Here is a 26473-nt window from a genome sequence, read left to right on the forward strand (position 1 = left end):
GTCGGGCGATGCCCTCGATCGGCTCCGAACGAGGACATTCAAGACAGTCGAAAACTGCTTGTCAATGGAATATGGAATTGATTTCCATTTTTGGATTGATCACTCATGCCGCGTCGCGTGCCGCCTGGATCAGGCCCGGCCGCACATAAACCGTCCCGTCGAATAGGGCGCGAGCCGTCCGCAGCAGGCCGGCACGCTCGACGATCGGCGCATCTTCGCTGCCGCCGACCTCGAGCGAGACGGTGAACTCACCGGTCGGGTGCTCGACAGACAGGTGCTTGACGCGGCCTTCCGGCATGCGCGCCACGGCGTGCGCCGGCGCGCCGGGCAGCACGCAGGCGGTCGCCACCGACACGGCTGCGAACACGCCGATCGCGGCATGGCACTCGTGCGGGATGAAGCTGCGCGTGCAGACATGGCCGCCGGCACGCGGCGGCGCCAGCAGCGCCATCTTCGGCACCACCTTGCGGCTGACGTCGCCCAGGCCCATGAGCCGGCCGGCGGCCAGACGCAGGGTCTCGATTCGCGCCTTGAGCGCCGTGTCCTTGTCGAGCGCGGCGCGGTCCTCGTAGCCGGAGATGCCGACAGCTTGCGCCTGCAGCACGACTACCGGCATGCCGTTGTCGATGCAGGTCAGCGCCACGCCATCGACGATGTCGACGATACGGCCAGTCGGCAGCAGGCTGCCGCAGACCGAGCCGGCGGCATCGAGGAAATTGATGCTGATCGGCGCGCTGGTGCCGGGCACGCCGTCGATGTGAGCGTCGCCGTCATAGGCGATGTCGCCGTCGGGCGTCCGGACCACCAGCTCGGCCAGGGTGCCGGTGTTGACCGTGCGCACGCGCACGCGGGTTTCCGGATGGCGTGCCGCGATCAGGCCGCGCTCAATGGCGAAGGGGCCGATGCCGGCCAGCAGATTGCCGCAGTTCGGCGTGGTGTCCACGACCGGCTGATCGATGCTGACCTGGGCGAACAGGAAGTCGATGTCGGCGTCAGGCTGCTGCGAGCGGCTCACGACCGCCACTTTGCTGGTCAGAGGATGCGCCCCGCCGACGCCGTCGACCTGCCGCGGATCGGGCGAGCCCATGGCGGCCAGCAGGACGCGATCGCGCGCATCAGGTTCGCGGGGCAGGTCGTCAGCCAGGAAGTAGGCGCCCTTGGAGGTGCCGCCGCGCATCAGCATGCAACGAATGCCGGTCTGTCTCATGGCCATGCCCTCACGATGGTCGACGGTGGCGGCCTGATCCTACCCATACGCGATCATGCACGCTCGCCGCCGGCGCGGCTGTCGTAGAAGCGGTCGAGGAAATCCATGTGGCGCGTGCGCCAGCCATGGCCGGCGCCAATCGCGCCGCCGAGCTCGAGGTAGGGATCGTTGGCGGTGTCGTAGACGGGCCAGGCGGGCAGGGCGCCGCCATTGGGGTCGCCAGTCGTTGCGAACCGCGCCCAGGCGCCGATCATTGCGTCGGACACGTGCGTGTCGCGGGCATCGAACGGCAGCGCTGCGCCGGTGCGCGATGCCGCGAGGTTGCCGAACACGTAACCCACCTCGTCGCCGTGGTTGGGTGGCGTCGGGCCGCCGGCGCGATGGCGTGTGAAGGCATAGCGCCAGGTGCGGGGTTGCTGACGGATCGAGGCGCGTGCCACGCCGCGGACGCCGAAATTGAACTGCGTGTCGGCGAACACGCAAGCCACGGCGGCACGCACGTCGCTGTCGGTCTCCGCCGGATAGAGCGCGAGGGCCTCCTCGGCCATGGCACCGAAGCTTTCCGCCAGCAGCGTTCTGTAGTCGGCGCGCGTGCGCACTGTCCATTGCGCGGTCAGCATCGAGCCTTCGTCGCTGTTGTTGCCGATGATCATCGGCACGGCCTGGAAATGGCCGTCGCGATAGGCTGGCCGCTCGTCCTGCGGCAGCACGCAACCGTCCCAGATCGGCCGCAGCAGCCGCGGGCTGGTCAGGCCGCGCATCGCCGGCACGGCCTGCGCGGTTTTGGCGAAGAGCTCGGCGGCGCTGAGCTGGCGCAGCGCCGCGAGCGACGGCGCCAGGCTGCTTCCCAGCGCCTCCGCCTCGGCCAGGCGTGCCAGCGGGCGGAAGCTGCCGGGGCTTTGCAGGATGACCTGGTGCATCAGCCCGTCCGTCAGGGGCGACGTCGCCAGCAATGCCAGCGATGCCGAGCCCGCCGACACGCCGAAGGTCGTGACGCGCCCGGGATCGCCGCCGAACGCGGCGATGTTGCGCTGTACCCATTGCAAGGCAGCGATCTGATCGAGCAGGCCGTAGTTGCCGGAAACGCCCTGCGGCGATTCGCGGCTCAGCTCGGGATGGGCGAGGAAGCCGAACAGGCCGACGCGATAATTGGCGGCAACCACCACGACGCCGCTTCGCGCCAGCTTCTCCCCGTCCGAGCGGGCGTCGGCCGAGCTCCCTGCCGTGAAGCCGCCGCCATGCAGCCACACCATCACCGGCAGCTTCTCGTCGGCACGGCGCGCCGGCGTCCATACGCTCAGATGCAGGCAGTCCTCGTCCTGCCCGGCGCCGCGCGAGGCGGCGCTGGGCGCTTGCGGGCAATCGGGGCCGAAGGCAGTGGCGAGCCGGTCTCCCTTCCATGGCACGGCGGGTTGCGGCGGCCGCCAGCGCCGCTCGCCGACCGGCGGCGCAGCGAACGGGATGCCCTTGAAGCAGCGCACCGGCCCGTCGCTGCCGATCACGGACCCGCTGTCGATCCGCACCGGGGCCGTGCGCGTGCGCCCGTTCCCGTCGTCTTGCCTCGCTGCGTCGGGCATGGCCATGACCTCAACGCCAGGCGGCGAAGCAGAGGCCCGTGCCGGTGCCGGCCGGCGTGCGATAGCCGGGCCGGTAGACGATCCAATCGAGGTCGAGCGTCTCGACGGCGCCGGCGACGCAGATCCAGTTGCGGATCTCCGAGCTGCCGGAATTGAGCTTGTTGCGCGGCAGCGCGTGCAGGCTTTCGGCGTTCTTCTCGCGCAGCGCCCTGACCACCGTGCCGTCGAGCTCCTCGTCGACTGTGAAATGGCTCAGGCCGCCGGATGCGATGATGCCGATGCGGGTGTCGCCGGGGAACGCTTCGACGGCGCGCCGGATCGCCTGGCCCAAGCGGTAGCAGCGGCGTGGCGTCGGCTGGTTGGGCGGGTAGTAGGTGTTGAGGAAAACCGGCACGACGGGCAGGACCGACCCGTTCATTAGCCGCTTGTGCACGAAGCCGAACGCATGGCCCTCGCTCGTGCCGTCGGGCAGCGCATTGGCGGTGGCGATGTCGAAATCGTCGTCGATCAGCGACTGGATCAGGTGACGGGAGAGGCGCGAGTCGACCGGGAAATCGCGTGGTTCACGCTCTTCATAGTAGCGGGCCGAGGCGCGCATGAACCACGGGTCGTCCGGCTGGCTCTGCCGGCGCGGCGCGTTGCGGATGGTCTCGCCGTAGTAGATCAGGACGCTGGGCAGGTTGTTCTCGAAGTAGAGCTCCTTCTGGTCGTCGCCGACGACGATCAACGCATCCAGCGCAGAGCCCTCGAGCAGGTGTGTGATGTCGGCCATGCACCGCGTCGCCGTGGCATGGCTTTCGGCCATCCGCTCCGGCGCGAGATAGGCCGCGATGTGCGGACCGGCCGCGGCGACCAGCCCGTCATAGGTGATGCTGCGGCCCTCCTTGTCGAGATGCGGCCGATCCTTGTCGCGTTCGACGAAACGCGGCCAATCCTGCAGCGACGCATTCAGCATCGGTGTGTGCGATGTGCCAATACCGAGGACAAGCTTTGCCATCGGGTATTTCCTCCTGGCCAGCACTCGTTCGCGACCGTGCCGATCGGCGAGTCACGTCGTCTGTGGCTTCGTTGGCGGCGACGATACGCAGCCGCTTTGGGGTGGTCAATTTGATTTGGAATTAAGTTTCATTAAAGGTCATATGTGCGCATGCTGGAGGCCGTTCAATTGACCGCTTGAAAAATATGGAATATCGTTTCGAAATTATAGACATGAATGCAGCGGACCAGCCGGCACGATGTCGGCATCGTCATCGCCGATAGGGAGAGAAGCCGTGAGCATTGCGCGCGACAGCGAAGACCTGACCCGCGTGGGTCCTGGCACGGTGATGGGCGACTTCATGCGCCAATACTGGCTGCCGGCGGCGATGTCGTCGGAGCTGAAGGCCGACGGTGATCCGATGCGGCTGATGCTGCTGGGCGAGAAGCTGATCGCCTTCCGCGACAGCAGCGGCCGGGTGGGCGTGATGGATCATCGCTGCCCGCATCGCTGCGCGTCGCTGTTCCTGGGCCGCAACGAGGAGAACGGCCTGCGCTGCGTCTATCACGGCTGGAAGTTCGACGCCGACGGCAACTGCGTCGACATGCCGAGCGTGCCGACGCACCAGGACTTCAAGGACAAGGTCAAGGCCAAGGCCTACAAGGCCGCCGAGCGCAACGGCCTGATCTGGGTCTACATGGGCGATCGCAAGGCAGCGCCGCCGCTGCCGCTGATCGAGCCGTCGCTGCTGCCGGCGCACGACATGACGGTCAACTTCGTCCAGCGGTCGTGCAACTGGCTGCAGGGGCTGGAAGGCGACATCGACACGTCGCATTTCGGCTTCCTGCATGTCGGCGAGAAGAAGGTCGAGGATTTCGATCCTGACGACATGCTGCGCTACACGGTGCTCAACCGCGCGCCGGAGTATCATGTCGCCGACTCGCCGTGGGGAACCACCTATGCCGCCTACCGCCCGGCCGAGGAAGGCGGCACGTACTGGCGCTTCGCCAACTACATGTTTCCGTTCTGGACGCAGACGCCGCAAGGCGAGTTCGCCACCCATGTCGGCGCGCGCGCCTGGGTGCCGATGGACGACAACAACACCATGTTCGTGCACCTGCACTGGGCGTCGGCCAAGCCCAGCGTGAAGCCGATCAAGAAGGACGGCACCGTGCTGCTGCACGTCAATCGTGTCCACGACTACCAGCCCAACACCACGGACTGGTACGGACGCTGGCGGCTGAAGCGCAACGAGGCCAACGACTGGGGCATCGACCGCGAGGCGCAGCGCGACGGCCGAATCTTCACCGGCATCAACAATATCCATCTGCAGGACCAGGCCGTCACCGAGAGCATGGGGCCGATCACCGATCACGCCTTCGAGCATCTCGGCCCGTCCGACCGCATGATCGCCCGCACCCGCCGCCGGGCGCTGCAGGCGGCACGGGCGTTCCGCGACACCGGCGCGGCGCCGCCGGGCGTCGATGATCCGAATGTCTTCATGCAATCGCGCAGCGGCTACTTCATCCTGAAGGACGGTGTCGACTGGCGCGACGCCTATGCCCAGCAGGTCGGCACCGCCGAACGGCCGGCGCCGATGCCGCAGGCGGCCGAGTAGACGGGCTCGGGGGCACCAAGCTGCCCGTGGACCACCTGATCGACATGCGCCTCGCCACCATCATCTTTGGCGGCGAGGGCAGCAACCTGTTCGAGCTGCGTCGCCCGGACGGCGGCGTCGTGCCGCCCTTCACCGCCGGCGCGCATGTCGACCTGCACCTGGCGGACGGGCTGGTACGGCAATACTCGATCGCCAATGCGCCGGCCGAGCGCGATCGCTACCTGCTGGGCATCAAGCGCGAGGCGCAGGGGCGCGGCGGCTCGCGCTTCGTGCACGACACGGTGAAGGTGGGCGCGATCCTGAAGGTCGGCCTTCCCCGCAACAACTTCCCGCTGGTCGAGGCAGCCGCGTCATCGGTCTTCGTGGCCGGCGGGATCGGCATCACGCCGATCCGCAGCATGGTGCATCGCGCCCAGGCCATCGGCCAGGACTGGCGGCTGCACTATGCCGTCCGCCGGCGACCGGAAGCGGTGTTCGCGGCCGAATTGCTGTCGCTAGGCGATCGCGTGCACTTGCATGTCGACGATGAGAACGACGGCCGGCTGCTCGATCTTCCTGCAGTGGTCGCCGCGGCGCCGGCCGGCGCCCATCTTTATTGCTGCGGCCCGGCACCGATGATGGCTACCTTCAAGGCCGCCGCAGCCGGCGCTGTTCCGGCCGAGCGCACGCATCTCGAATACTTCACCAGCGATACCGCGCCGGCCGTGCAAGGCGGCTTCGTCGTAGCGCTGGCGCGCAGCGGCCGGCGCATCGTCGTGCCGCCGGGCACCTCGATCCTGGAGGTGCTGCGCGCAGCCGGTTTGCGCGTGCAGGCCGCCTGCGAGCAGGGCGTCTGCGGCACCTGCGAGACCCAGGTGCTGGAGGGCACGCCCGACCATCGCGACATGATCCTCTCGGACGACGAGAAGGCCGGCGGCCGCAGCATGATGATCTGCTGCTCGGGCAGCCGCAGCGAGGTGCTGGTGCTGGATCTGTGATTGTGAGTCGTCCCCCCCCCACGCAGTTGGGGAGGTGCCCCGCAAGCGCTTGAGGGGAACTCCGTGGCCGTGGGAATGCCGCGCTGGTGCCCTTTATGTCATCCCGAGCGCAGCGAGGGATCTCCTGCGGCAAGACGCATGGTGCGCCATTCGCAGGAGATCCCTCGCTGCGCTCGGGATGACAGCCGGACCATTTGCGATGGCCCTGTTATCTGCCCCTTCGGGCACCCTCTCCGCAAACGGGGAAGGGGAGCGTCAATATCGCACCGCCTTGGTGTCGACCGGCGAGCGCAGCGACACCCGGCACGGAAAGCGCTCGCAGGCGATCTCGACCTCCCAGCTTCCGGCGGCCAGCCACGCTGCATCGACCCCTGCCTCGTGGTGGACGTAGCCCAGCCCGACGCTGCGGCCCAGCGTATGGCCGAACATGCCCGACGTGGTCATGCCGACACGGCTGCCGTCCCGCCAGATCGGCTCGTCGTGCAGCAGGACAGCCTCCGGATCGTCGACGACGATGGACACCAGCCGGCGCGACAACGGTCGGCCGCGCTGCGCCTGCAGCGCCGCGTGGCCGATGAAGCCACCAGGCTTGTCGAAGGCGACGGCGAAGCCGAGGCCCGCTTCCAGGGGCGTGGTCTCGTCGGTGATGTCATGGCCGAAATGGCGGTAGCCGCACTCCAGGCGCAGCGAGTTGAGCGCATGATAGCCGGCCAAGGTCAGTCCGTGCGCGTCACCGGCTTCGAACAGCGTGTCGAAGACCTGGGCTGCGAACTCGATCGGGATGTACAGCTCCCAGCCCAGCGTGCCGACATAGGTGACGCGCGACGCCCGCACGCGGGCATGGCCGATGTCGACCTCGCGCGATGTCATGAACGGGAAGGCGCTGTCGGCGAAATCGTCCGGCGAGAGATCAGCCAGGAGCTGGCGCGACCGCGGCCCCATGACCCCCAGGACGGCATGGCCCGACGTGACGTCCGTCACCGTGCAGTGTGCGTCGTCAGGCGTGTGCCGCCGCAGCCAGGCGAGGTCTCGGGTCTGGCAGACCGCCGAGGTGACGACGAGGAAGCTGGTGGCGTCGATGCGGGTGACCGTGACGTCGGCCTCGATGCCGCCGCGCGGGTTGAGCCACTGGGTGTAGACGACCCTGCCGGGCGCCACGGCGATGTCGTTGGCGCAGATCCAGCCTAGCACGCTCTCGGCATCGCGCCCCTGCACCAGGAACTTGCCGAACGAGGTCTGATCGAACAGCGCCACGGCCTGACGTGCGGCCCGGTGTTCGGCGCCTGAGGCCTCATGCCAGTTCTGGCGACCGTAGCTATACGCGTACTCCGCCGCCTGGTCCGGCGCCGCGAACCAGTTGGCGCGCTCCCAGCCCGCCGTCTCGCCGAAGCAGGCGCCCAGCACCGCCAGCCGGTCGTAGAGCGGCGAGCGCCGCACGCCGCGGGCGCTCTCGACCTGCCGGTGCGGCCAGTGCATGGCGTAGAGCAGGCCCAGGGTCTCCGTGGTGCGCTCACGCAAATAGGCACGGTTGGCCTGGAACGGCATCGCGCGCCTGACGTCGACATCCCACAGGTCCATCGGCGGATGGCCGTCGACGATCCATTGCGCCAGCACCATGCCGGCGCCGCCCGAGCTCTGGATGCCGATGGAGTTGAAGCCGCAGGCAACGAAAAAGTTGCGCAGCTCCGGCGCTTCGCCCAGCAGATAGCGGTCGTCGGGCGTGAAGCTCTCTGGCCCGTTGAAGAAGGTGCGGATGCCGGCTTCGCCGAAGCGCGGCACGCGTGTCGCTGCCTTCTCGAGCTGTGGCTGGATGTGATCCATGTCGACGGGCAGCGTGCCGAAGGCGAAATCGTCGGGTGCGCGCCGTTCGTCCCAGGGGCGCGCCACCGGCTCGAACCAGCCCACCAGCAGCTTGCCGGCATCCTCCTTGAAGTAGTTGGCGCTGTCGGGGTCGCGCAGGACCGGCGTGTCGGGCGACAGGCCCGCGATCGGCTCGGTGACGACGTAGAAATGCTCGGCCGCATGCAGCGGCACCGCGACGCCGGCCATGCGGCCCACGGCGTGGCCCCACAGGCCGGCACAGTTGACGACGATCTCGGCCGTGATATCGCCGTGGCTGGTGCGTACGCTGGCGACGGTCCCATTGCGGGTCGCGATGCCGCGTACGCTCACGCCTTCGACGATGCGGGCGCCCCCGGCGCGCGCGCCGCGCGCCAGGGCCATCGCGGTGTCGACCGGATTGGTCTGCCCGTCCTTGGGGATGAACAGGCCGCCGACGAGGTCGTCGACATGCAGCAGCGGCCACGCCGTCTTCGACTCGGCTGGCGTCAGCAGATACGCCTCCAGCCCGAAGTGACGGGCCATGGAAGCGCCGCGCTTCAGCTCGGTCCAGCGGCCGTCGGTCGCCGCCACCGCCAGCGATCCACGCTGCCGGAAGCCGGTGGCGACCCCGGTCTCGGCCTCCAGGCGCGCGAACAGCTCGGCGGTGTACTTTGCCAGCCGGGTCAGGTTGTGGGTCGCCCGCAGCTGGCCGACCAGCCCGGCCGCATGCCATGTCGTGCCGCTGGTGAGCTTGTGGCGCTCCAGCAGCAGGACGTCACGCCAGCCGAGCTGCGTGAGGTGGTAGGCAACGCTCAGCCCGGCGATGCCGCCGCCCACGATCACCACCCGGGCCTGTGCCGGCAAGACGATGTCGTCGCTCACGTTTTCGCCCCCCCGATACCGTTTGCAACGCTGGCCGCTCTTGGTCAGACTGAACCACGGTTCACATGAAATGGGCGATGAGGGCAAGCAGCATGCGTGTGGGCGTCGAAGTGGGCGGCACTTTCACCGACCTGGTCGCGGTCAGTGGCGGCCGGGTCGTGGTCACCAAGGTGCCCAGCACGCCGCGCAGTCCCGATATCGGCGCGCTCGATGCGCTGCGCGCCTCGGGGCTGGACCTCAAGGCGATCGCCGACCTGGGGCATGGCTCGACCGTGGCCACCAACGCTGTGCTGGAGCGCAAGGGCGCCAAGGTGGCCTTTGTCGCCACGGCGGGGTTCCGCGACCTGCTGTTCCTGCAGCGCCATGACCGGCGCAACATCTACGACCTCGCCTACCAGAAGCCGTCACCGCCTTTGCGGCGGCGCGACTGCTTCGAGGTGCCGGAGCGCATGCTGGCCGACGGCACGGCCCAGGCGCCGCTCGACGAGGGCGCGGTGCAGTCCCGGCTGGTGCCGGCCCTGAAAGCTGGCGGCTATCGCGCCGTCGCGATCTGCCTGCTCAACGCCTATGCCAACCCGGCGCATGAGCTGCGTGTCGCCGAGCTGATCCGCGCCGAGTTGCCCGAGATCCTGGTGACGTGCTCGCACGAGATCGTACGCGAGTTCCGCGAGTACGAGCGCGCCTCGACCACCTTGCTGTCGGCCTACGTGCAGCCGGTGATCGACGGCTACCTCGATCGGTTCGCGCGCACGCTGGCGGACGACGGCTTCGCCGGCCGCTTCACCGTGATGCAGTCCAACGGCGGCCGCCTGCCGGCCGACGCCATGCGCCGCAGCGCCATCACCGCGCTCTATTCCGGCCCGGCGGCCGGCGTCGTGGGCGCTACGCGCCAGGTCGAGCGCTCGGGCTTCCGCAACCTCGTTACCTTCGACATGGGCGGCACCAGCACCGATGTGTGCCTGGTCGAGAACGGCCGCCCGTCGCTGGCCTCGGAGACCGAGATCGACGGCCTGCCGATCCGCACGCCGGTGCTCGACATCGTCTCGGTGGGGGCCGGCGGCGGCAGCATCGCCTGGGTCGATGACGGCGGCATGCTGCGGGTCGGCCCGCAGAGCGCCGGCGCCGATCCCGGACCGGCCTGCTACGGCAAGGGCGGCGGCGATGCCACCACCACCGACGCCCATGTCGTGATCGGCACCATACGGCCGGGCTCGTTCCTGGGTGGGCGCATGATGCTCGACGCCACAGCGGCGCACCAAGTGTTCGAGCCGATCGGCGCCAAGTACGACATGAGCATCGAGCAGGCGGCGTCCAGCGTGCTGCGCCTGGCCGACGCCAACATCGTGCGTGCCATCCAGCTCGTCTCGACCGAGCGCGGCCGCGATCCGCGCGACTACGTGCTGGTGCCGTTCGGCGGTGCCGGCCCCTTGCATGCCGCCAAGGTGGCTGAGGACCTGGGCATCACCACCATCGTCGTGCCGCCCAATCCCGGCGTGATCTCGGCCTATGGGCTGGTGGCGTCCGACTACACCAAGTTCGATACCGTCACGCGCAAGATGAAGCTGGACGACGCCGCGGCCGAGGATGTCAGCGACCGCTTCTGCGAGATGCGCATCCGGCTCGCCGCCCAGTTCCGCGACATGGGGCTGGCCGGCGATCTCGCCTTCACGCACATGCTGGAGATGCGCTTCGTCGGCCAGGCCTTCGAGGTGCCGGTCGAGATCGAGGCGGCGCGCGTGGAGTCGCTGGACGTCGCCTACCTCGCCGAGCGTTTCGCCGACGCCCATCATCGCGTCTTCATGCATGGCGCCGGGCTCGACCGGCCGATCGAGATCGTGGCCCTGCGCGTCGGCGCCACCCTGCCGATCGAATCGCTGCCCACCCTGGAGCGCGAGCGCCAGCCGCCGCGCGCGCCGCAGACGACACGCGTCTTCGAGGGCGATGGCTGGGTCGATTGCACGCGCTATGCCGCCGAGGCGATGGTGGCCGGCCAGGCGATCGCCGGCCCGGCCGTGATCGAAGGCTATACCGCGACAACCTATGTGCCATCCGGCTGGTCGGCCACGGTCGACGCCGCCGACAACATGGTGGTGACGAAGACATGTCGTTCCCCGCAATGAACACACTGTCATCCCGAGCGCAGCGAGGATCTTCGGCGAATGGCGCACCGTGCGCTTGCATCAGGAGATCCCTCGCTGCGCTCGGGATGACGGTTTGAACGGAGTGCGCCTATGACCATGAACCCGATCGACTACGCGGTGATCAGCCAGGCGCTGGTGGCCGGCGCACGCGAGATGGGCGTCAAGCTGATCCGTTCGGCCTACTCCACCATCCTGCGCGAGGCGCGCGACGGCTCCGCCGGGCTGATGGATCGGCACGGCAACACCGTGGCGCAGGCCGAGCTGATCCCCATGCAGCTCGGCCCGATCGGTGAGACCTTGCGCGCCTGCCTGCGGCGCTACCCGGTCGAGACGCTGCAGGATGGCGATTTCCTGATCAACAACGATCCGTTCGAGGGTGGCCAGCACATCCCCGACGTCTTCATCTTCACGCCGATCTTCGTCGACGGCCAGGTCGTAGGCTTCGGCGCCAGCGTGGCGCACCATCTCGATCTTGGCGGCGGCGCGCCGGGGCTGAACATCCATGCCAGCGACGTCTACCAGGAGGGCCTGCGCATCCCGCCCTCGAGGTACAATTTCGAGCGCGACTGGAATGGCGGCGCCTTCGAGCGGCTGGTGACGGCCAATGTGCGCGTGCCCGACCTCACCATCGGCGACTTCAACGCCCAGTTCGCGGCCAACCATATCGGCGCGGCACGCGTGAAGCAGCTCTGCGCGCGCTACGGCGCCGCGGCCGTGATGGACGTGATGCGCGAGATGCAGGACTACAGCGAGCGCCGCGTGCGTGCCGCCATCGCGCAGGCGCCCAAGGGCGTCTACTACGGCGAGGACGCGGTCGACGACGACGGGCTGAGCGACACGCCGCTGGTGATCCGGACCAAGGTCACGATCGCCGACGACGGCGTCGAGGTCGACTTCGAGGGCACCTGCGCGCAGGTGAAGCGCAACCTCAACTGTCCCTACTCCTCGACCTTGAGCGCCGTGCTGTCGTGCGTGAAGTCGGTGCTGACCAGCCCCGACATTCCCTACAACGAGGGCATGGCGCGGCCGATCAAGGTCAAGGTGCCGTATGGCAGCCTGATGAACCCGCGGCCGCCGGCGCCGGTGCGGGCACGCATGGTGCCGGCCTTCCGCGCCTTCAATGCTGTGATGAAGGCGCTGGCGCAGGCGCTGCCAGAGAAGGTGATCGCCTGCGGCTTCGACACCACCACCGCGCTCTGCCTGTCGCGGCTGAACGAGGCCGGCTACTCGGTCTATCTCGAGATCTTCGGCGGCGGCTATGGCGGCTCGAGATCGGCCGATGGCTGCGATGCCGTCGACGGCCCGCTCAGCAACTGCTCCAACGCGCCGGTCGAGTCGCTCGACCTCGACTATGACTGGTTCCGCGTCGCCGGCTACACGCTGGAGCCGGACTCCTTCGGCCTGGGTGCGCAGCGCGGCGGCGCCGGCCTGCGCCGGCGCTACGAGATCCTGAGCGACGACGTGCAGCTGGCGATCTACTCCGACCGCTTCCGGCTGGCGCCCCAGGGTCTGTTCGGCGGCGAGCCCGGCAAGACCGCCGACTGCAGCGTGATCCGCGCCGACGGCGGCCACGCCGCGTTGCGCTCCAAGGCCGCCGTCGACCTGCACAAGGGTGACATTGTCGAGATGTCGGTCGGCGGTGGCGGCGGCTACGGCCACCCCACCCAGCGCAGTGACGCCCTGATCGACCGCGACCTGGAGGACGGCATCCTCACCCGCGACCCGCGGGCGGGCCGGCGTCTGGCGGCGGAATGAATAGCGATGACGTAGTCGCCAGCAATATCAACCAAGTTCCGAGTATACTCGAAACTGTAGTTTCCCGCGCAGCTTTTTGCTGGTTTGATTCAACCTTTTCAAGGTCCCTCTGATCGAGGACTCGCTGACCCGCTTCTTGCTCGGGAGACCCGATAGCAACGCTAACTCGAACTGCGCTGATTCCAGCCAGTTAACATTTTCTTTGTATCCCATAATTGCCTTGGCTTGTGTTTTGTCCCTGAATTTCCTGAGTAAAGCTCCATGTCCATTCATAACGGCGCAGGCAGAGAATATGATGACTTTGCCACGTGCACGCCCTTCGAGTTGATCGGCAATCCAATCCAAATTCCTGGTACCATTCATTAGGTTAGTTTTGGCGAAACTCTTGACGCAAACCTCCGCGCCCCCGCCGTGCATCGCTAAATATATGTAGGGATAGGAGGAGTATTTTTTCTGAGTACACTCTCGCAAAAGAAAAGAGAGTTCATCTGCAGTAGAAAAATCGCGATGAATGTAAGGTGTACCTGTTGCACTTCGGAGAAGTGCGAGTACGTGCTTCGACAGAAGGCTGCTGTTTTCTTGTGTCATCCCAGTGGGATGTTTCTATGCAAAATATACCTTTTGTCGGCATGTTGGCCTCCGATCCTTGTTCTGGTTCCGGATTTCGACGACGACTATCCTAACCTTAGCCTAACTTCCTCAGCTTGGACTTTGGGAATAATTTTGACTTTGGTGGCCTGTTCCCGACTCACGCCGAGCGCGTCAATGCCGGCCTTCATCAATGGCTAGGCGGCGCATGGCTGCGCCGGGCTGCCTTGCGGGCCGGCGCTGGCCGGTGCGCCGCCGGCCGGATATACCCGATGCGGGATCTTGCGCAGCGGGAGGAAGACATGCCGTTCGATCTGGCTGAAGAGCATCGGATGCTGCGGGACGTGGTGGCGAAGTTCGTCGACAACGAGCTGATGCCGCTGGAGAAGGCGGTGCTGGACCGCGAGATGTCGGGCGGCAAGGTCGGCCTCACCGCAGCCGAGGAGGCGCCGATCCTGAAGAAGTGCAAGGAGCTCGGCCTGTGGGGGCTGGACGCGCCGGAGGAGTTCGGCGGCGCCAACCTGCCGGCGGTGGCGTTGATGGCTGTCAACGAGGAGATCGGCCGCACGGTGGTGCCGTTCACCTTTCCACCCGACTCGCCCAACCTTCACATGCTGATGGCGACCGCCAGCCCGGTGCAGCGCCAGAAATACCTGGAGCCCTATGCCCGCGGCGAGGCCGTTTCGGCGATCGCCATCTCCGAGCCCGGCGCCGGCGGCGACCCGGCCGGCATGATCACCCGCGCCACCCAGGACGGTGACGACTGGGTGATCAACGGCCGCAAGATCTGGATCAGCCGCGTGCCCTCGGCCGACTTCACCATCGCGATGGCGCGCGTCGAGGGGTCGGCCGGCCGCCATTCGGGCATCACGGCCTTCATCATCGACAAGGGCACCAAGGGCTTCGAGATCGCGCGCGAGATCCCGATGCTGGGCGGCCAGCGCACCTACGAGGTCGTGTTCGACGACTGCCGCGTGTCGGGCGAGCAGATGCTGGGCCGCATCGGCCAGGGTTTCGCGCCCATGCAGCTGCGGCTCACCGTGCGCCGCCTGCAGATGGGGGCCTGGTGCATCGGCATGGCGCGCCGCGCGCTCGACATGATGTGCGAGCACGCCAAGCAGCGCGTCACGTTCGGGGCCAGGCTGGCCGACCGCCAGGCGATCCAGTGGTGGGTGGCCGATGCCGCCACCCGGATCCATGCCTGCCGCCTGATGGTGATGGATGCCGCCGCCAAGCAGGACGAGGGCCGCGACGTGCGCACCGAGGCATCGATGATCAAGGTCTTCGCCACGGAGATGGCGACCGACGTGATCGACCATGCCATGCAGACCTTCGGCGCCATGGGCGTGACAAAGGAGCTGCCGCTGCAGCTCATGGCCGCTAAGGTGCGCACGATGCGCGTCTACGAAGGTCCGACCGAGGTGCACCGCATGGTGATCGCGCGGCGCATCATGGGGCTGGGGCGGTAAGTTTCACGCGCTGTCATCCCGAGCGCAGCGAGGAATCTCCCGCGGACGACGCACGGTGCGTCTTTCCGCGGGAGATCCCTCGCTACGCTCGAGATGACAGTCTTTGATGTTACGCCGTCTGCGCGCCGCGCACGAGGCGGCCGGGCAGGGCGCCTGTGGCGACGCCGCCGCGCTGGGTGATCACACCGGAGATGATCGCAGCCTCGTAGCCTTCGGCGCGCTGCGTCAGCCGGCGGCCGCCGGTCGGCAGGTCGTAGACCACTTCTGGCGCGTGCAGGGTCAGGCGGTCGAAGTCGATCACGTTGATGTCGGCCTTGTAGCCCGGCTTGAGCACGCCGCGATCGCGCAGGCCGACGGCCTCGGCGGTCTCGCGCGCCTGGGCGGAGACCACCCATTCGATCGGCAGGCGCTCGCCGCGCCGGCGGTCGCGCGCCCAATGGGTCAGCATGTAGGTCGAGAAGCTGGCATCGCAGATGATGCCGCAATGCGCGCCGCCGTCGCCCAGGCCGGGGATGGTGTCGCGGTGCGTCAGCATCGCGCGCGCCGCCTCGAGATCGCCGTCGCTGTAGTTCAGGAACGGCACGTAGAGCATGCCGGTGCCGTCGCGCTCCAGCAGCGCGTCATAGGCGATCTCCTCCGGCCGCCGGCCGGTGCGCTGGGCGATGCCGGCGAGGCTGTTCTCCGGCGGCTGCTCGTAGTCGGGCGGATCGCCGAGCAGGAAGATCTTGTCGTAGTTGCCGATGCGCATCAGCACGTCGCGATCATCCGCCGGCTGCTCGGCCAGGATCGCGGCCCGCACCTCCGGCTTGCCCAGCTCGACCACGCGCTCCTTCAGCGGCAGGTGCGCCAGCTTGCGGTAGGTCGGGTGCGTGAAGAACGGGTTGCGTGACAGCTCGAAGCCCAGCAGCAGGCCGACGGGACGGCCGCAGACCTGGGCCTTGATCGGCAGCCCGTCGTTGGAGGCCCGCTCGATCAGGTCGAGCGTCTTGCGCCAACGATGCGGCGCGCGGTCGGTCTGCGCCAGCGAGATCGACAGCGGCCGGCCCGACTGCTGGACCAGCCGGCGCAGCATGGCGAACTCGCCCTCGAGGTCGCGCAGGTCGCTGACCACCTGCAGCACGCCGCGGCCGGCGTCCTTCAGGCCCAGCGCGATGTCGGTGAGCTCGGCTTCCTCGGCGGTCAGGGTCGGGATATGCCGGCCGTCGCTGGCGCGATGGTTGATCGTGCGCGACGTGGCGAAGCCCAGCGCGCCGTCACGCATCGCCTGCGCCGCCAGCCGGCGCATGGCCTGCCGGTCGTCGGCGGTGGCCGGCTCGCGGTTGGCGCCGCGCTCGCCCATCACGTAGACGCGCAGCGCGGCATGCGGCAGCTGGGCGGCGATGTCGATGTCGTAGCTGCGGGCCTCGAGCGACCCCAGGTAGTCGGCGAAGCTCTCCCAGGTCCACGGCAGGCCCGCGGTCAGGACGGGCTCGGGGATGTCCTCGACGCCTTCCATGAGGCGGATCAGCAGCTCATGGTCGGTGCGCTTGCAGGGCGCGAACCCGACGCCGCAATTGCCCATCACCACCGTGCTGACGCCATGCAGCGAGGAGGGAGTGATGCGGTTCGACCAGGTCACCTGGCCGTCGTAGTGCGTGTGGATGTCGACAAAGCCGGGCGCCACGACCTTGCCGCGCGCGTCGATCTCCTCGGCGCCCTTCGCCGCGATGCGGCGCTCGACGGCGACGATGCGGCCGCCTGCCACTGCGACGTCGCCCTCGAATGGCGCTGCGCCGCTGCCGTCGACAATCGTGCCGCCGCGGATCACGAGACTGGGGTCGGTGGACATGGCGCCTTACTCCGTTGAAATATTCAGCGCCCTTATCCTACGCCTGCTGTCAGGGTATGCACGTCCGCGCGTGCATACCTCCCCTGTCGGATTCCCCTCCTGACGCTCGCCAGTCGAAAGAGGATCGAAGCTCGGCTGCGCCCGTCGGGAGCAGCCGCATCTCACATCGCGCTTTGCAGGTAGTTCTGCAAGCCGACGGCCTTGATCAGGTCGAGCTGGGTTTCGAGCCAGTCGATGTGCTCCTCGGTGTCGTCGAGGATCTCGCGCAGCAGATGGCGGGAGACATAGTCGGTGGCCGTCTCGCTGGCGCCGATGGCCGTGATCAGGTCGGCCCGGCCCTGGCGCTCCATCTCGAGGTCGGCCTTCAGCCCCTCGGGCACGTCCTCGCCGATGCGCAGCCGGCCGAGATCCTGCAGGTTGGGCAGGCCTTCGAGGAAGAGGATGCGCTCGATCAGCTTGTCGGCGTGCTTCATCTCGCCGATCGATTCCTCGTATTCCTTCTTGGCGAGGCTCTCATAGCCCCAGTTCTTCCACATGCGCGCGTGAAGGAAATACTGATTGATCGCCGTGAGCTCGTTCTTCAGCACCGCGTTGAGATGCTGGATGATGGTGGGATCGCCTTTCACGCTCACTCTCCTGTGCTCCCGGTCGCGCCGGTCGCGTCCGCCTCAGGGGGAGAGTCGTCGGTTCCCTGTCAGATTGCAATCCCCGCGCTTAGTGTATGGTTTTTGAGAATGAGAGTGATTACTCGGCGGCCAGCGGCCATAGCCCCTCGGCGGAGGTGTCGCGCGGCTGGCGGATGATGCGCGCGATGTCGAGGCTGCATTTGCCGCATTGCGGTCGTGCGCCGCAGCTGCGGTAGACCTCGCCCACGGTGCGGCAACCCCGGCCGACGGCCTCGCGCACAGTCCGCTCGTTCACGGCATTGCAGATGCAGACGTACACGGTCACCTCGATATGGCAGGGGGCGGCAGACGGCGGAAGCCGAGCCAGAGCACAAGCGCCAGGGTGGCGCCGTAGGTGAGCAGCTGGGTTGCCGATGGCTGCGACATGTAGCCCAGCAGCGTGTGGAGGAAGCGGCCCAGGTCGCTGCCTTGCGACAGGAAGTCCTCGGTATCCCAGACCGGATCGAGGCCCGACGGCAGCCAGCCGGCGCCGCACAGGATGCCGATCGCCTGCGACGCCAGGCCGGCACCCAGGAATGCCAGCAGCGCGGCCACGGCATTGAACACGCGGCCCAGCGACGCCGCCATGACGCCGCGATAGAGAAGGATGCCGACGGCCACGCCGCCGGCGATGCCGATCGCGAAGCCGGCGATCACGCTGGCCATGCTCTGCTGGCCGGCCACCCCGGCGCCGACCAGGAACACGGCGAGCTCAGTGCCGTCGCGCAGGATCGACACGCCGATCGCGGTGGCCATCAGGTAGCGCGGCGCCGTGCCGGCGGCGATGCGGCGGCCGGTGTCGCGCGCCTGGGTCGCGATCTCCCGTCCGTGCGAGCGCATCCAGGCGATGGTCCAGGCCACCAGGCCGGCCGTCGCCAGCAGGATGAAGGCCTGGAAGATGTCCTGTCCGGAGCCGGCCATGGCATCGGCCAGCTGCTCGGCGAAGAAGGCGATGATGCTGGCGCCGAGGATGCCGGCGCCGGCGCCCAGGGCTGCCCACAGCCACCGTCCGGGCACGCCGCGGGTGGCCGCCAGCAGGAGCGCCGCCACGACCACGATTTCCAGCGCCTCGCGGAAGACCATGACGGCGACCTGGCTCATTTGGCCACCACGTCGTTCTTCACCACCACCTGGCCCTGGGCCGTGTCGGGATGGAACTCGCCGAAGAATTTGTAGTTGCGGTTGGCGCGCAACGGCTTGACCACGAACTCCGCCGTCTTGCCGGGCGGGATCACGCGCTCGATCTTCAGGCCGACGCTCTCGAACTCCTCGGCCGTCGAGTCGGCGTTGGTCACGATCAGCTTCAGCGCCCGGTTGGGCGGCACCTCGATCATCGCCGGCTCGAACTTGTGGTCGCGGATGGTGATGCGCACCTCGAAGGGCGTGTCATCGGCCCGCGCCGCGGGGATGACGTCGTTCACCAGGGCGCCGAATCCCACCGCCAGCAGCAGGAGGCCCATGATCAGGCGCAGTCTCTTCAAAACGGACATCATCCGGTGACCAATCGCCAGCAAACGCGACTCAATCGCACTTGTGCTGCCACCTATTTGGCCTATCCTGGGCATAATTGCAAGTCACTCGCAGTTGCGTAAATGTGAGGTACTGGGCCATGTCGATAGCCAATCCGGGAGTGGGGGCAGGCTTGGGGTGGAAGCGGGCGCTGCCGCTGGCCGCCGCGGCCCTGGTGCTGGTCGCCACCGCCCAGGCCGCGGGCGGAGCGCCGCCGGCGCCGTTCGACCCGAAGGATCCGGCGCTGCTCTGCCGCGGCTTTGACGGGAAGATCGGCCGCAGCGCCGCGCTGCGCGCGCTGGCGGCGGGCTTTGCCGCCGACGTGCATTTGGCCCAGGCCGGCAAGGTCGACGTCGAGGACGAGCTCGACCTGTTCGAGAAGCTGGGCCTGATGGAAGGCCACCTGATGATCGGCAAGGCCCTGCTGGATGCCAAGATGCAGAGCGACGCTCTGCCGCACTTCGGCCATCCGATCAGCGAAATCTACGACTACATCAAGCCGCTCTTCCTGGCGCGCAACTACCCGCAGTTCGATCGCGAGCTGCGCGACCTGGAGGCGCGCGCCAAGAGCGCGCCCGGTGCGCCGGCCACGGAAGCGGCCTACGCCGATGTGCTCGCCAAGATCGACGGCCTGCGCCGCACGATCCCGGCCAGCCTCATCAACTCGCGGGGCTTCGTCATCCGCGGCATTGCGCTGATGATGGAGGCCTCGGCCGACGATCTCGGCGAGTCGTTCGAGAAAGGCCGGATCGCCAACAAGGTCGAGTACCACGATGCCATGGGCTTCGCGCAGTATGCTGACCGCGTGCTGACGGCCAACCGGGCGCTGCTCGGTGATGCCGCCGGCAAGATCGCCGGTGAGCTCCGGTTCGCGCTGTCGGCTTTCCCGTCGCTGGCACCGCCGGCGAAGCCGCCCCATGCCCCGGCCGATCTCAAGACAGCCGCCGAACGCGTGAAGGAGCTGGCGAAGTAGCGCCTATCCGTCCTGCTCCGAGGCTGCGGTATTCACGCATCGTCACCGTCATCCCGAGCGTCACTGTCGTTCCGAGCACCACTGTGATCCCGAGCGCAGCGAGGATCTCCTGCGAGTGGCGCACCGTGCGTTTTTCGCAGGAGATTCCTCGCTGCGCTCGGGATGACTGTTCTGATTCTTTGGCCCAAATTCTTTGTAGACATGCAAGTCGAGTTCGCAGCATTTGCGATGGCGTGCCGCACGTTATTTGAATAACTACCGCGTGTGAATTCATATTTCTAAGCATCACTATTAGTGATCCAAATAATATCTGAACATTTCTTCGAATAGAGCAGGCGCTCTGATGTCAGAAAGCTGACGTAAATCTGACGTAAATGCGAATGACTTGCACTTGCGTCTTGATGATTGTGCCGGCTACTCTGCCAGTGCGAATCGCTTGCAGTTGCGCGGGCGAGGGGGAAGCCGGCCATGGCAGCACACTCACGCTTTTCCAGGCATGTCCTGGCGCTGACGGCGAGCGTCGGCGCCGGGCTTCTGTTGGCGGCGACGCAGGCCGCAGGCAGTCCGCCCGCGCCGCTGCCTTTCGATCCGCGCGATCCGGCGCTGATCTGCAAGGGCATGAACGGCAAGGTCGGGCGCAGCGAAGCGCTGCGCCGCCCGGCCGCGGGCCTTGTCGATGACGGCGCCGTGCAGCTGGCCGATGCGACCACGGGCAACATCGATGCCGAGGACAATCTCGACCTGTTCGAGAAGCTGGGCCTGATGGAAGGCCACCTGATGATCGGCAAGGCGCTGGTGGACGCCAGGATGCAGCGCGATGCGCTGCCGCATTTCGGCCATCCCGTGCGCGAGCTCTACGACTACCTCAAGCCGATGTTCAAGGCGCGCCATTATCCGGAATTCGAGCGCGAGCTGGCCGACCTCGAGCAGCGCGTCAAGCGCACGCCCGAGGATCCGGCGACGACGGCGGCCTACAATGACGTGCTGGCCAAGATCGACGGGCTGCGCCGCACCATTCCCGCCAGCTTCAGCGGCTCGGCGCGGTTCATGACCCAAGGCATCGCGCTGATGATGGAAGCGGCCGGCGGCGATCTCGGCGAGTCGCTGGAGCGCGGGCGCATCACCAATACGGTCGAGTACCACGACGCCATGGGCTTCGCCCGCTACGCCGACAAGGTGCTCGCAGCCAACGCGGCCCTGCTGTCGGCCAATGCCGGCCGCATCGCGGCCGAGATGAAGACGACCCTGGCTGCCTTCCCGTCCCTGGCACCGCCGTCGCGTCCGACGCGCAGCGTGTCCGACCTGATGGGTGCCGCCAGCCGGGTGAGGGATATGGCGAAGTAGGCCTAGCAACCGCGGCCGGCATGCCGCGCCACATCGGGGGGACCTGAAGCATCATGGGTGTATTTGGGGCAACGTGCCGGCGGATCATGGCCGGCGCGACGGGGGTGGTGCTTGCCTTCGGCGTGGCGGGTTTGGCGCAGGCGCAAACGCGGTCGATCCCGCGCAGCGAAGCGTCGCCGGCGCCCAGCGGCGATGGCGGTGACGTCGTGTTCGGCGGCAGCTACTTCCTCAACCTGCAGCTCGACCGCACCCTCAACAAGAGCGCCGGCGTGCGGCCGTTCTCCAACCTGTTCTTCGAGCTCGACGACCTGAACTGGTACCTCAATATCGGCCAGTACTTCTCGCTCAACGGCGGCATCAAGATGGACCAGGTGCGGACGGTCTCGAAGTCCAGCGCCTTCCGGGCCGAAGGCCTGCGGGTCGACGAGTTCTATGCCACCGTCTATCTCGACCCCTTCCGCTTCTATGGCGGCAAGATCCACCCGCGCTTCGGCAAGGCGTGGGATATCATGCCCGGCCTCTACGGCGCCGACTTCGCCGAGGACTACGAGCTCGAGGAGAAGATCGGCATCGGCGCCGCCTTCGACTTCCGTGATCCGCTGCTGGGCCGCCACACCCTGGCGTTCGAGACGTTCTTCGAGGATACGACTCCCCTCAGCAACTCGCTCTTCTCGCGGCCGCGCATCACCGATCCCGATGTGATCCGGCCCAGGCGTCTGCGCCGCAGCGACGGCGGCGTCGGCAACACCGGCACGCTGTTCGACAATTTCACCGTCACCCTGGACGGCGGCCGGATCGCCGATCTGCGCGGCTTTTCATACAATATCGGCTACGAGCAGCGGCGCGGCTCCAAGGTCGGCGGCGAGCCGACGGAGCGCGGGTTCGTTGCCGGCATCAACTGGGAGTTCCTGATCACCCGCCGCATAACCATGACGCCGCTGCTGGAATTCACCTACCAGCACAACCCCGGCGGCGTGGCGGGGCACACCAAATGGCTGACCGCCGGCCTTGCCTTCGAGCTGGGCATGGGCTGGACCACGTCGCTGTATGGCACGCTGCGGCCGGTGAAGGACAAGACGATACCCGACAGCTACACCGACCATCTCATCGGTTTCTCTGTCGCCTATGACCTTGGCACGTTGCTCAAGCGCGAGGTGCGGTGGCTCAACGGCCTGGGCATCGAGGCCGGCTACAAGCACGAGCGGATCGCGCGCGACAGCCTCAACACGGTCGGTGTTTCGCTGAACTACGAGCGTCGTTTCTGATATGACGGAAGACCGGCAGCCGCCTGCCGGTCCGGATCGAGAGCAGGTAAGCATGTGGTCGCTTCGTACGGTGGGATTGACGCTGGCAGCCGGCCTGCTGGGCGGCGGGTTGACCTTCGTGATGGCCATCGCGGCCCCCAGGATGGGGGCAGGTCTGGTGCCGGGCTTGCCCGAGGGCACCCAGTTCGGCCTCGATGGACCGGAACGGCCGCGCCAGATCCTCAGGGCCGAGGCGGCGGGCGGCAAGCAATCGTGGCTGGTCGCGCTGGGCAACACGGCCTTCAGCGCTCCCAGCCTGTTCGGTCCCAAGGCGCGCGAGGCCGGGCTGTCCTGCGATACCTGCCATCGTCAGGGCGACGCCAACCCGCGCTTCTTCATCCCCGGGGTCTCGGCCCGGCATGGCGGCCTCGACACGACGACGTCGATGTTCAACCCGACGCAGGATGACGGCGTCGCCAACCATGTCGACATCCCCAGCCTGCGCGGCGTGCGCTTCACTGCGCCTTACGGCCGCGACGGGCGCGTCGCCTCGCTGCGCGATTTCGCGCGCAATGTGATCGTGCAGGAGTTCGGCGGCCCGGAGCCGGCGCCGATCATCCTCGACGCGCTGGTTGCCTACATGGAGCAGATCGAGTTCCTGCCCAACCCGCAGATCGACCGGCTGGGCCAGCTCACGGCGGCCGCCAGCCCGGCCGCCAAGCGCGGCGAGGCGCTGTTCAAGCAGCCGATGGCCGGCATGGGCGGACGCAGCTGCGCCACCTGCCACGTGCCCGACGCCCAGTTCGCCGACGGGCGGCGTCACGACGTCGGCTCCGACGGCATCTTCAGGACGCCGACCCTGCTCAATGCGCGCTTCACCGCGCCCTATTTCCATGACGGGCGCTATGCCGGCTTTGCCGACGTGGTGGCGCATTTCGACAAGGCATTCACGCTCGGGCTGACGGCGGCGCAGCAAGCTGACCTGGTGGCCTATCTCGAGGCGGTCGGCGATGCCGACCAGCCGTTCGAGCCCATGACTCGCCAGAGCGAGATGAGCGAGCTGGCGTCCTATGTCGCCGTGATCGACGACGCCATCGGCCGCGGCGACCAGCCGGCCATCGATCTGGTGGTCGACACCGTGGTGTACGACCTGCGCTTCATCGCGCGGCGCTTCGACAACCGCGATCCGCGCACCGGCCGCATCCGCCGGCCGGACCGACCCGACGTGGCGCGCATCGCCGAGGACCTCGCCGCCCACATGATCAGCATCGGTGCTCTGGCCCGGGCCGGCGACGCCGACGGCGCGCGCCAATCCCTGCGCCTGTACCGCGAACGCGCCACCGCCCTGGTCGCCAGCTATCCGCAGAACTAGCCGGTCAATGCTGTCATCCCGAGCGCGGCGAGGGATCTCCTGTGAATGGCGCACCGTGCGTCCCCCGCAGGAGATCCCTCGCTGCGCTCGGGATAACAGGTGTGGGCCAGCGGACAGGAATCACGACGCGGCCGCCGGCCAGCTGCCCGTGCGCGCCAGCACCGGTGAATAGTCGCCGAACGTCCAGCGCAGCGGCAGGGCGCCGGCGACGCGGCGTCCTTCGGTCAGGCGGAAGCGCAGCAGCCGCTGGGCGCCCGTGAAGCGGCGCACCTCCTCGCCCTCCCAGACGATCTCTGTCGTGCCGGTGAGGTAGACGAGATCGCCGTCGTCGAAGTCGACGAACAGCAGGCCGGCGCGTGGATTGATCAGCAGGTTGCCGTAGGTGTTGAAGTAGGAGTTGCCGGCGAAGTCCGGCACCACCAGCGTGCGCTCGTCGTCGACGCGCACGAAGCCGGGCTTGCCGCCGCGGTGCGAGACATCGATGCTGCCGGCAGTCCCGTCATGGAACGAAGATGCGATGAACAGCGTGTCGGCCGTCGCGATCAGGTCGCGTGTCGCGCAGTCCAGCGAATCGAACTGCGACAGGGGCCGCGCCGTGTCGGGATGGTCAATGTCGGCGGTGAGGTCGGAGGTGCGCGTCTGGATATATTGCGGACAGTTGCCGAAGCTTTCGGTGACGCGGATCTCGATGCCGGCATCGTCCACGGCAACCACCTTGCCGTTGGCGCGGTTGCGGCGGCGCGTATGCAGCTCGATGCCGAGCAGGCCGATATCGATGCCCGGCCGCAGCGTGCAACCCAGCGGATCGCCGAACAGCGGCTGGGTCGCGATCCGCAAGGTGCGCGCGTCCGGCGTCGAGACGAAGCCCGGCCGTCCGGTCAGCACCGAAGCCCAGGGCTGCCCGTCGCTGTCGACCGTGCCGGCCAGCAGCATCGGCAGCTGGGCGAAGAATGTGCGGTGCTGCTCGGGCATGTGATCGCGAATGGCGCGCCGGCCGGCTTGCTCGGCGCGCTCGCGCACGCCGGCTCGAAGCTGCGCCTCGCGTTCGCCCGCATGAAACGGTGCCGCGCCGGGTGAATCGTTGTCGACCATCGCCACCTCCGTGGGACACTCACGAAGTGGACGCAAGCAGCCGGCCGGTCAAGGCAGGCAGCCGCCTGAGCGCATGAAACGTCGTCATGGGTACCGGCCGTGGGTTCATGCGAGCGGGCCGCCGGGGCCCCGCGTGCGCGCCGTGCGTTGACCATCGCCGGGCGCGGTCCTAGCGTAGGGCCGAGCAAGGGAGGGTATGATGCCCGTACGCGTCATCGGCATGATCGGTGTGACGCCACCGGCTGGCGCCGCCTCGGTGCATGTCATCAAGGGCGGCATTTCGACCGACTACCTGCGCGCTTTCGCGCAGGCGCACGAGCAGGCCGGCTTCGACCTCGTGCTGGTGGGCTACACGGCGTCCTCGGCCGAAGGCTTCCTGGTCGCGCAGTATGCGGCGGCCCACACCTCGCGTCTGGGCTATCTCATCGCGCATCGACCGGGCTTCGTGGCGCCGACCCTGGCGGCGCGCAAGATCGCGACCTTCGACCACCTGACCAGCGGCCGGCTGGCGCTGCACATCATCTCCGGCGCCAGCGATGCCGAGCAGGAGGGCGACGGCGACTTCCAGCCCAAGGAGGTGCGCTACCGCCGCGCCGGCGAGTATATCGAGGTGATGAAGCGCGCCTGGTCATCGCAGCGGCGCTTCGACTTCGAGGGCGAATTCTACCGGGTGAAGGGCGCGCAGTCCGACGTGCGGCCGCTGCAGTCGCCGCACCCGCCGCTGTTCTTCGGCGGCTCGTCGGAGGGTGCGCTGGCGATGGGCGCGCAGCACTGCGACGTGTTCGCGATGTTCGGCGAGCCGCTGGCGGCCACGCGCACGCGTATCGCCGAGTTCCGCGCCCGCGCCGCCGCGTTCGGCCGCACGCCCACCTTCAACATGTCGTTCCGTCCCATCCTGGCATCGACCGAGGATGCCGCCTGGGACAAGGCGCGGCGCATCCTGGCCTCCGTCACGACGCAGCAGAACGCCACCGGCTTCGACAACCGCAAGACGCCGCTCGACCACTCGGCGCGGCGCCTGCTCGATTTCGCCGCGCAGGGAGACGTGCATGACGCGCGGCTGTGGATGCCGATCGCCGAGGCCACCGGCGCGGTGGGCAACACGTCGTGCCTGGTGGGCACGCCCGAGCAGGTCGCGCAGGCGCTGCTGGAATACTACAAGCTGGGCGTGCACTCGTTCCTGATCCGCGGCTTCGATCCGTTCAACGACGTGAGCGCGTTCGGACAGGAGCTGATCCCGCTATTGCGCGACGGCGCCGCGGCGCTCGACCGCGCTGCCGCGGCGTGACCGCAACGCGGGTGCTGCTCCCGCCGCAGGACCGTGTTGCGCAAACGTGAGCGGCGGTGCGCGCATACGCCTTTCCCGGCCTGGGCCGGGAAAGGGTAAGAATCGCGATCTTGGCATGCCGGCCGCCGCCGGCTTGTGGACGGAGGG

Annotated in this window: 21 protein-coding genes; 10 read left to right on the forward strand and 11 right to left on the reverse strand. The window is 67.8% G+C overall.

The annotated features are described in order from the left end of the window. Window positions 1–103: 103 nt before the first annotated feature. The 3 genes from FHP25_RS21345 to FHP25_RS21355 are packed head-to-tail and all read right to left on the reverse strand — an operon-like array spanning window position 104 to window position 3781. Window positions 104–1207, reverse strand: a complete 1104-nt coding sequence (locus tag FHP25_RS21345; RefSeq protein ID WP_147849021.1) for a 4-oxalomesaconate tautomerase — start codon at window positions 1205–1207, stop codon at window positions 104–106. 53 nt (window positions 1208–1260) lie between these two features. Beyond that, window positions 1261–2784 (reverse strand): carboxylesterase/lipase family protein, encoded by a 1524-nt coding sequence (locus tag FHP25_RS21350; RefSeq protein ID WP_178133678.1) that lies wholly within the window; start codon window positions 2782–2784, stop codon window positions 1261–1263. Between the two features lie 10 nt (window positions 2785–2794). Then, window positions 2795–3781 (reverse strand): DODA-type extradiol aromatic ring-opening family dioxygenase, encoded by a 987-nt coding sequence (locus tag FHP25_RS21355; RefSeq protein ID WP_218578489.1) that lies wholly within the window; start codon window positions 3779–3781, stop codon window positions 2795–2797. A 274-nt stretch (window positions 3782–4055) separates the two neighbouring features. On the opposite strand from FHP25_RS21355, the gene FHP25_RS21360 reads away from it, so the two are divergent. Together FHP25_RS21360 and FHP25_RS21365 are read left to right on the forward strand one after the other, a co-directional pair. Next, on the forward strand, window positions 4056–5378 hold the full coding sequence (locus FHP25_RS21360) for a Rieske 2Fe-2S domain-containing protein (RefSeq protein ID WP_218578490.1): 1323 nt from the start codon (window positions 4056–4058) through the stop codon (window positions 5376–5378). A 26-nt stretch (window positions 5379–5404) separates the two neighbouring features. Beyond that, on the forward strand, window positions 5405–6355 hold the full coding sequence (locus FHP25_RS21365) for a PDR/VanB family oxidoreductase (RefSeq protein ID WP_231712418.1): 951 nt from the start codon (window positions 5405–5407) through the stop codon (window positions 6353–6355). 255 nt (window positions 6356–6610) lie between these two features. On the opposite strand, the gene FHP25_RS21370 is transcribed toward FHP25_RS21365, so the two are convergent. Then, window positions 6611–9058 (reverse strand): GcvT family protein, encoded by a 2448-nt coding sequence (locus FHP25_RS21370; protein ID WP_147848990.1) that lies wholly within the window; start codon window positions 9056–9058, stop codon window positions 6611–6613. A 92-nt stretch (window positions 9059–9150) separates the two neighbouring features. Between FHP25_RS21370 and FHP25_RS21375 the strand changes: the two genes are divergently transcribed. Continuing rightward, window positions 9151–11178, forward strand: coding sequence for a hydantoinase/oxoprolinase family protein (locus FHP25_RS21375; protein WP_147848991.1), 2028 nt, complete (start codon window positions 9151–9153; stop codon window positions 11176–11178). Window positions 11179–11289: 111 nt separating this feature from the next. After that, window positions 11290–12954 carry a hydantoinase B/oxoprolinase family protein gene (locus FHP25_RS21380; protein WP_147848992.1) on the forward strand — a complete coding sequence of 555 codons (1665 nt, stop codon included), beginning with the start codon at window positions 11290–11292 and terminating at the stop codon, window positions 12952–12954. A gap of 27 nt (window positions 12955–12981) precedes the next feature. On the opposite strand, the gene FHP25_RS21385 is transcribed toward FHP25_RS21380, so the two are convergent. Further along, window positions 12982–13542: a DUF6642 family protein gene (locus FHP25_RS21385; protein ID WP_147848993.1), complete on the reverse strand. Its 561-nt coding sequence runs from the start codon at window positions 13540–13542 to the stop codon at window positions 12982–12984. Window positions 13543–13844: 302 nt separating this feature from the next. Between FHP25_RS21385 and FHP25_RS21390 the strand changes: the two genes are divergently transcribed. After that, the gene (locus FHP25_RS21390; protein ID WP_147848994.1) at window positions 13845–15011 is read left to right on the forward strand and encodes an acyl-CoA dehydrogenase family protein; all 1167 of its coding nucleotides are present in this window, start codon (window positions 13845–13847) and stop codon (window positions 15009–15011) included. Between the two features lie 109 nt (window positions 15012–15120). Here FHP25_RS21390 and FHP25_RS21395 read toward each other — a convergent pair whose 3' ends face one another. From FHP25_RS21395 to FHP25_RS21415, 5 genes are all read right to left on the reverse strand, one after another. Then, complete coding sequence (locus FHP25_RS21395) at window positions 15121–16839, reverse strand: N-acyl-D-amino-acid deacylase family protein (RefSeq protein WP_147848995.1); 1719 nt, start codon at window positions 16837–16839, stop codon at window positions 15121–15123. A 161-nt stretch (window positions 16840–17000) separates the two neighbouring features. Further along, on the reverse strand, window positions 17001–17465 hold the full coding sequence (gene bfr / locus FHP25_RS21400) for a bacterioferritin (protein ID WP_147848996.1): 465 nt from the start codon (window positions 17463–17465) through the stop codon (window positions 17001–17003). 118 nt (window positions 17466–17583) lie between these two features. After that, a complete protein-coding gene (locus tag FHP25_RS21405) occupies window positions 17584–17784 on the reverse strand; it encodes a (2Fe-2S)-binding protein (RefSeq protein ID WP_147849025.1) in 201 nt (66 codons plus the stop codon). Window positions 17785–17786: 2 nt separating this feature from the next. Further along, window positions 17787–18605, reverse strand: coding sequence for an FTR1 family iron permease (locus FHP25_RS21410; protein ID WP_147848997.1), 819 nt, complete (start codon window positions 18603–18605; stop codon window positions 17787–17789). After that, window positions 18602–18985: a cupredoxin domain-containing protein gene (locus FHP25_RS21415; RefSeq protein WP_178133679.1), complete on the reverse strand. Its 384-nt coding sequence runs from the start codon at window positions 18983–18985 to the stop codon at window positions 18602–18604. The genes FHP25_RS21410 and FHP25_RS21415 overlap by 4 nt, the downstream gene beginning before the upstream one ends. 128 nt (window positions 18986–19113) lie before the next feature. Between FHP25_RS21415 and FHP25_RS21420 the strand changes: the two genes are divergently transcribed. The 4 genes from FHP25_RS21420 (at window position 19114) to FHP25_RS21435 (ending at window position 23946) form a co-directional block, all read left to right on the forward strand. Continuing rightward, complete coding sequence (locus tag FHP25_RS21420) at window positions 19114–19986, forward strand: hypothetical protein (protein ID WP_178133680.1); 873 nt, start codon at window positions 19114–19116, stop codon at window positions 19984–19986. A gap of 468 nt (window positions 19987–20454) precedes the next feature. After that, window positions 20455–21330: a hypothetical protein gene (locus tag FHP25_RS21425; RefSeq protein WP_147849000.1), complete on the forward strand. Its 876-nt coding sequence runs from the start codon at window positions 20455–20457 to the stop codon at window positions 21328–21330. Between the two features lie 86 nt (window positions 21331–21416). After that, complete coding sequence (locus FHP25_RS21430; protein ID WP_147849001.1) at window positions 21417–22595, forward strand: hypothetical protein; 1179 nt, start codon at window positions 21417–21419, stop codon at window positions 22593–22595. 52 nt (window positions 22596–22647) lie between these two features. Then, window positions 22648–23946 carry a cytochrome c peroxidase gene (locus tag FHP25_RS21435; RefSeq protein ID WP_178133681.1) on the forward strand — a complete coding sequence of 433 codons (1299 nt, stop codon included), beginning with the start codon at window positions 22648–22650 and terminating at the stop codon, window positions 23944–23946. 120 nt (window positions 23947–24066) lie between these two features. Here FHP25_RS21435 and FHP25_RS21440 read toward each other — a convergent pair whose 3' ends face one another. Then, a complete protein-coding gene (locus FHP25_RS21440; RefSeq protein ID WP_147849003.1) occupies window positions 24067–25038 on the reverse strand; it encodes a pyridoxamine 5'-phosphate oxidase family protein in 972 nt (323 codons plus the stop codon). 199 nt (window positions 25039–25237) lie between these two features. Between FHP25_RS21440 and FHP25_RS21445 the strand changes: the two genes are divergently transcribed. Continuing rightward, window positions 25238–26326 (forward strand): LLM class flavin-dependent oxidoreductase, encoded by a 1089-nt coding sequence (locus tag FHP25_RS21445; RefSeq protein WP_147849004.1) that lies wholly within the window; start codon window positions 25238–25240, stop codon window positions 26324–26326. Window positions 26327–26473: the final 147 nt, after the last annotated feature.

The organism is Vineibacter terrae (assembly GCF_008039615.1).
GTDB lineage: Bacteria > Pseudomonadota > Alphaproteobacteria > Reyranellales > Reyranellaceae > Vineibacter > Vineibacter terrae.

Excerpts from the sequence above, each read along its gene's own strand:
- FHP25_RS21435 (WP_178133681.1), top strand. The coding sequence starts at position 22,648 with ATGTGGTCGCTTCGTACGGTGGGATTGACGCTGGCAGCCGGCCTGCTG.
- FHP25_RS21425 (WP_147849000.1), top strand. The coding sequence starts at position 20,455 with ATGGCAGCACACTCACGCTTTTCCAGGCATGTCCTGGCGCTGACGGCG.
- FHP25_RS21430 (WP_147849001.1), top strand. The coding sequence starts at position 21,417 with ATGGCCGGCGCGACGGGGGTGGTGCTTGCCTTCGGCGTGGCGGGTTTG.
- FHP25_RS21355 (WP_218578489.1), bottom strand. The coding sequence starts at position 3,781 with ATGGCAAAGCTTGTCCTCGGTATTGGCACATCGCACACACCGATGCTG.
- FHP25_RS21380 (WP_147848992.1), top strand. The coding sequence starts at position 11,290 with ATGACCATGAACCCGATCGACTACGCGGTGATCAGCCAGGCGCTGGTG.
- FHP25_RS21395 (WP_147848995.1), bottom strand. The coding sequence starts at position 16,839 with ATGTCCACCGACCCCAGTCTCGTGATCCGCGGCGGCACGATTGTCGAC.
- FHP25_RS21390 (WP_147848994.1), top strand. The coding sequence starts at position 13,845 with ATGCCGTTCGATCTGGCTGAAGAGCATCGGATGCTGCGGGACGTGGTG.
- FHP25_RS21385 (WP_147848993.1), bottom strand. The coding sequence starts at position 13,542 with ATGACACAAGAAAACAGCAGCCTTCTGTCGAAGCACGTACTCGCACTT.
- FHP25_RS21375 (WP_147848991.1), top strand. The coding sequence starts at position 9,151 with ATGCGTGTGGGCGTCGAAGTGGGCGGCACTTTCACCGACCTGGTCGCG.
- FHP25_RS21445 (WP_147849004.1), top strand. The coding sequence starts at position 25,238 with ATGCCCGTACGCGTCATCGGCATGATCGGTGTGACGCCACCGGCTGGC.
- FHP25_RS21440 (WP_147849003.1), bottom strand. The coding sequence starts at position 25,038 with ATGGTCGACAACGATTCACCCGGCGCGGCACCGTTTCATGCGGGCGAA.
- FHP25_RS21420 (WP_178133680.1), top strand. The coding sequence starts at position 19,114 with ATGTCGATAGCCAATCCGGGAGTGGGGGCAGGCTTGGGGTGGAAGCGG.
- FHP25_RS21410 (WP_147848997.1), bottom strand. The coding sequence starts at position 18,605 with ATGAGCCAGGTCGCCGTCATGGTCTTCCGCGAGGCGCTGGAAATCGTG.
- FHP25_RS21350 (WP_178133678.1), bottom strand. The coding sequence starts at position 2,784 with ATGCCCGACGCAGCGAGGCAAGACGACGGGAACGGGCGCACGCGCACG.
- FHP25_RS21345 (WP_147849021.1), bottom strand. The coding sequence starts at position 1,207 with ATGAGACAGACCGGCATTCGTTGCATGCTGATGCGCGGCGGCACCTCC.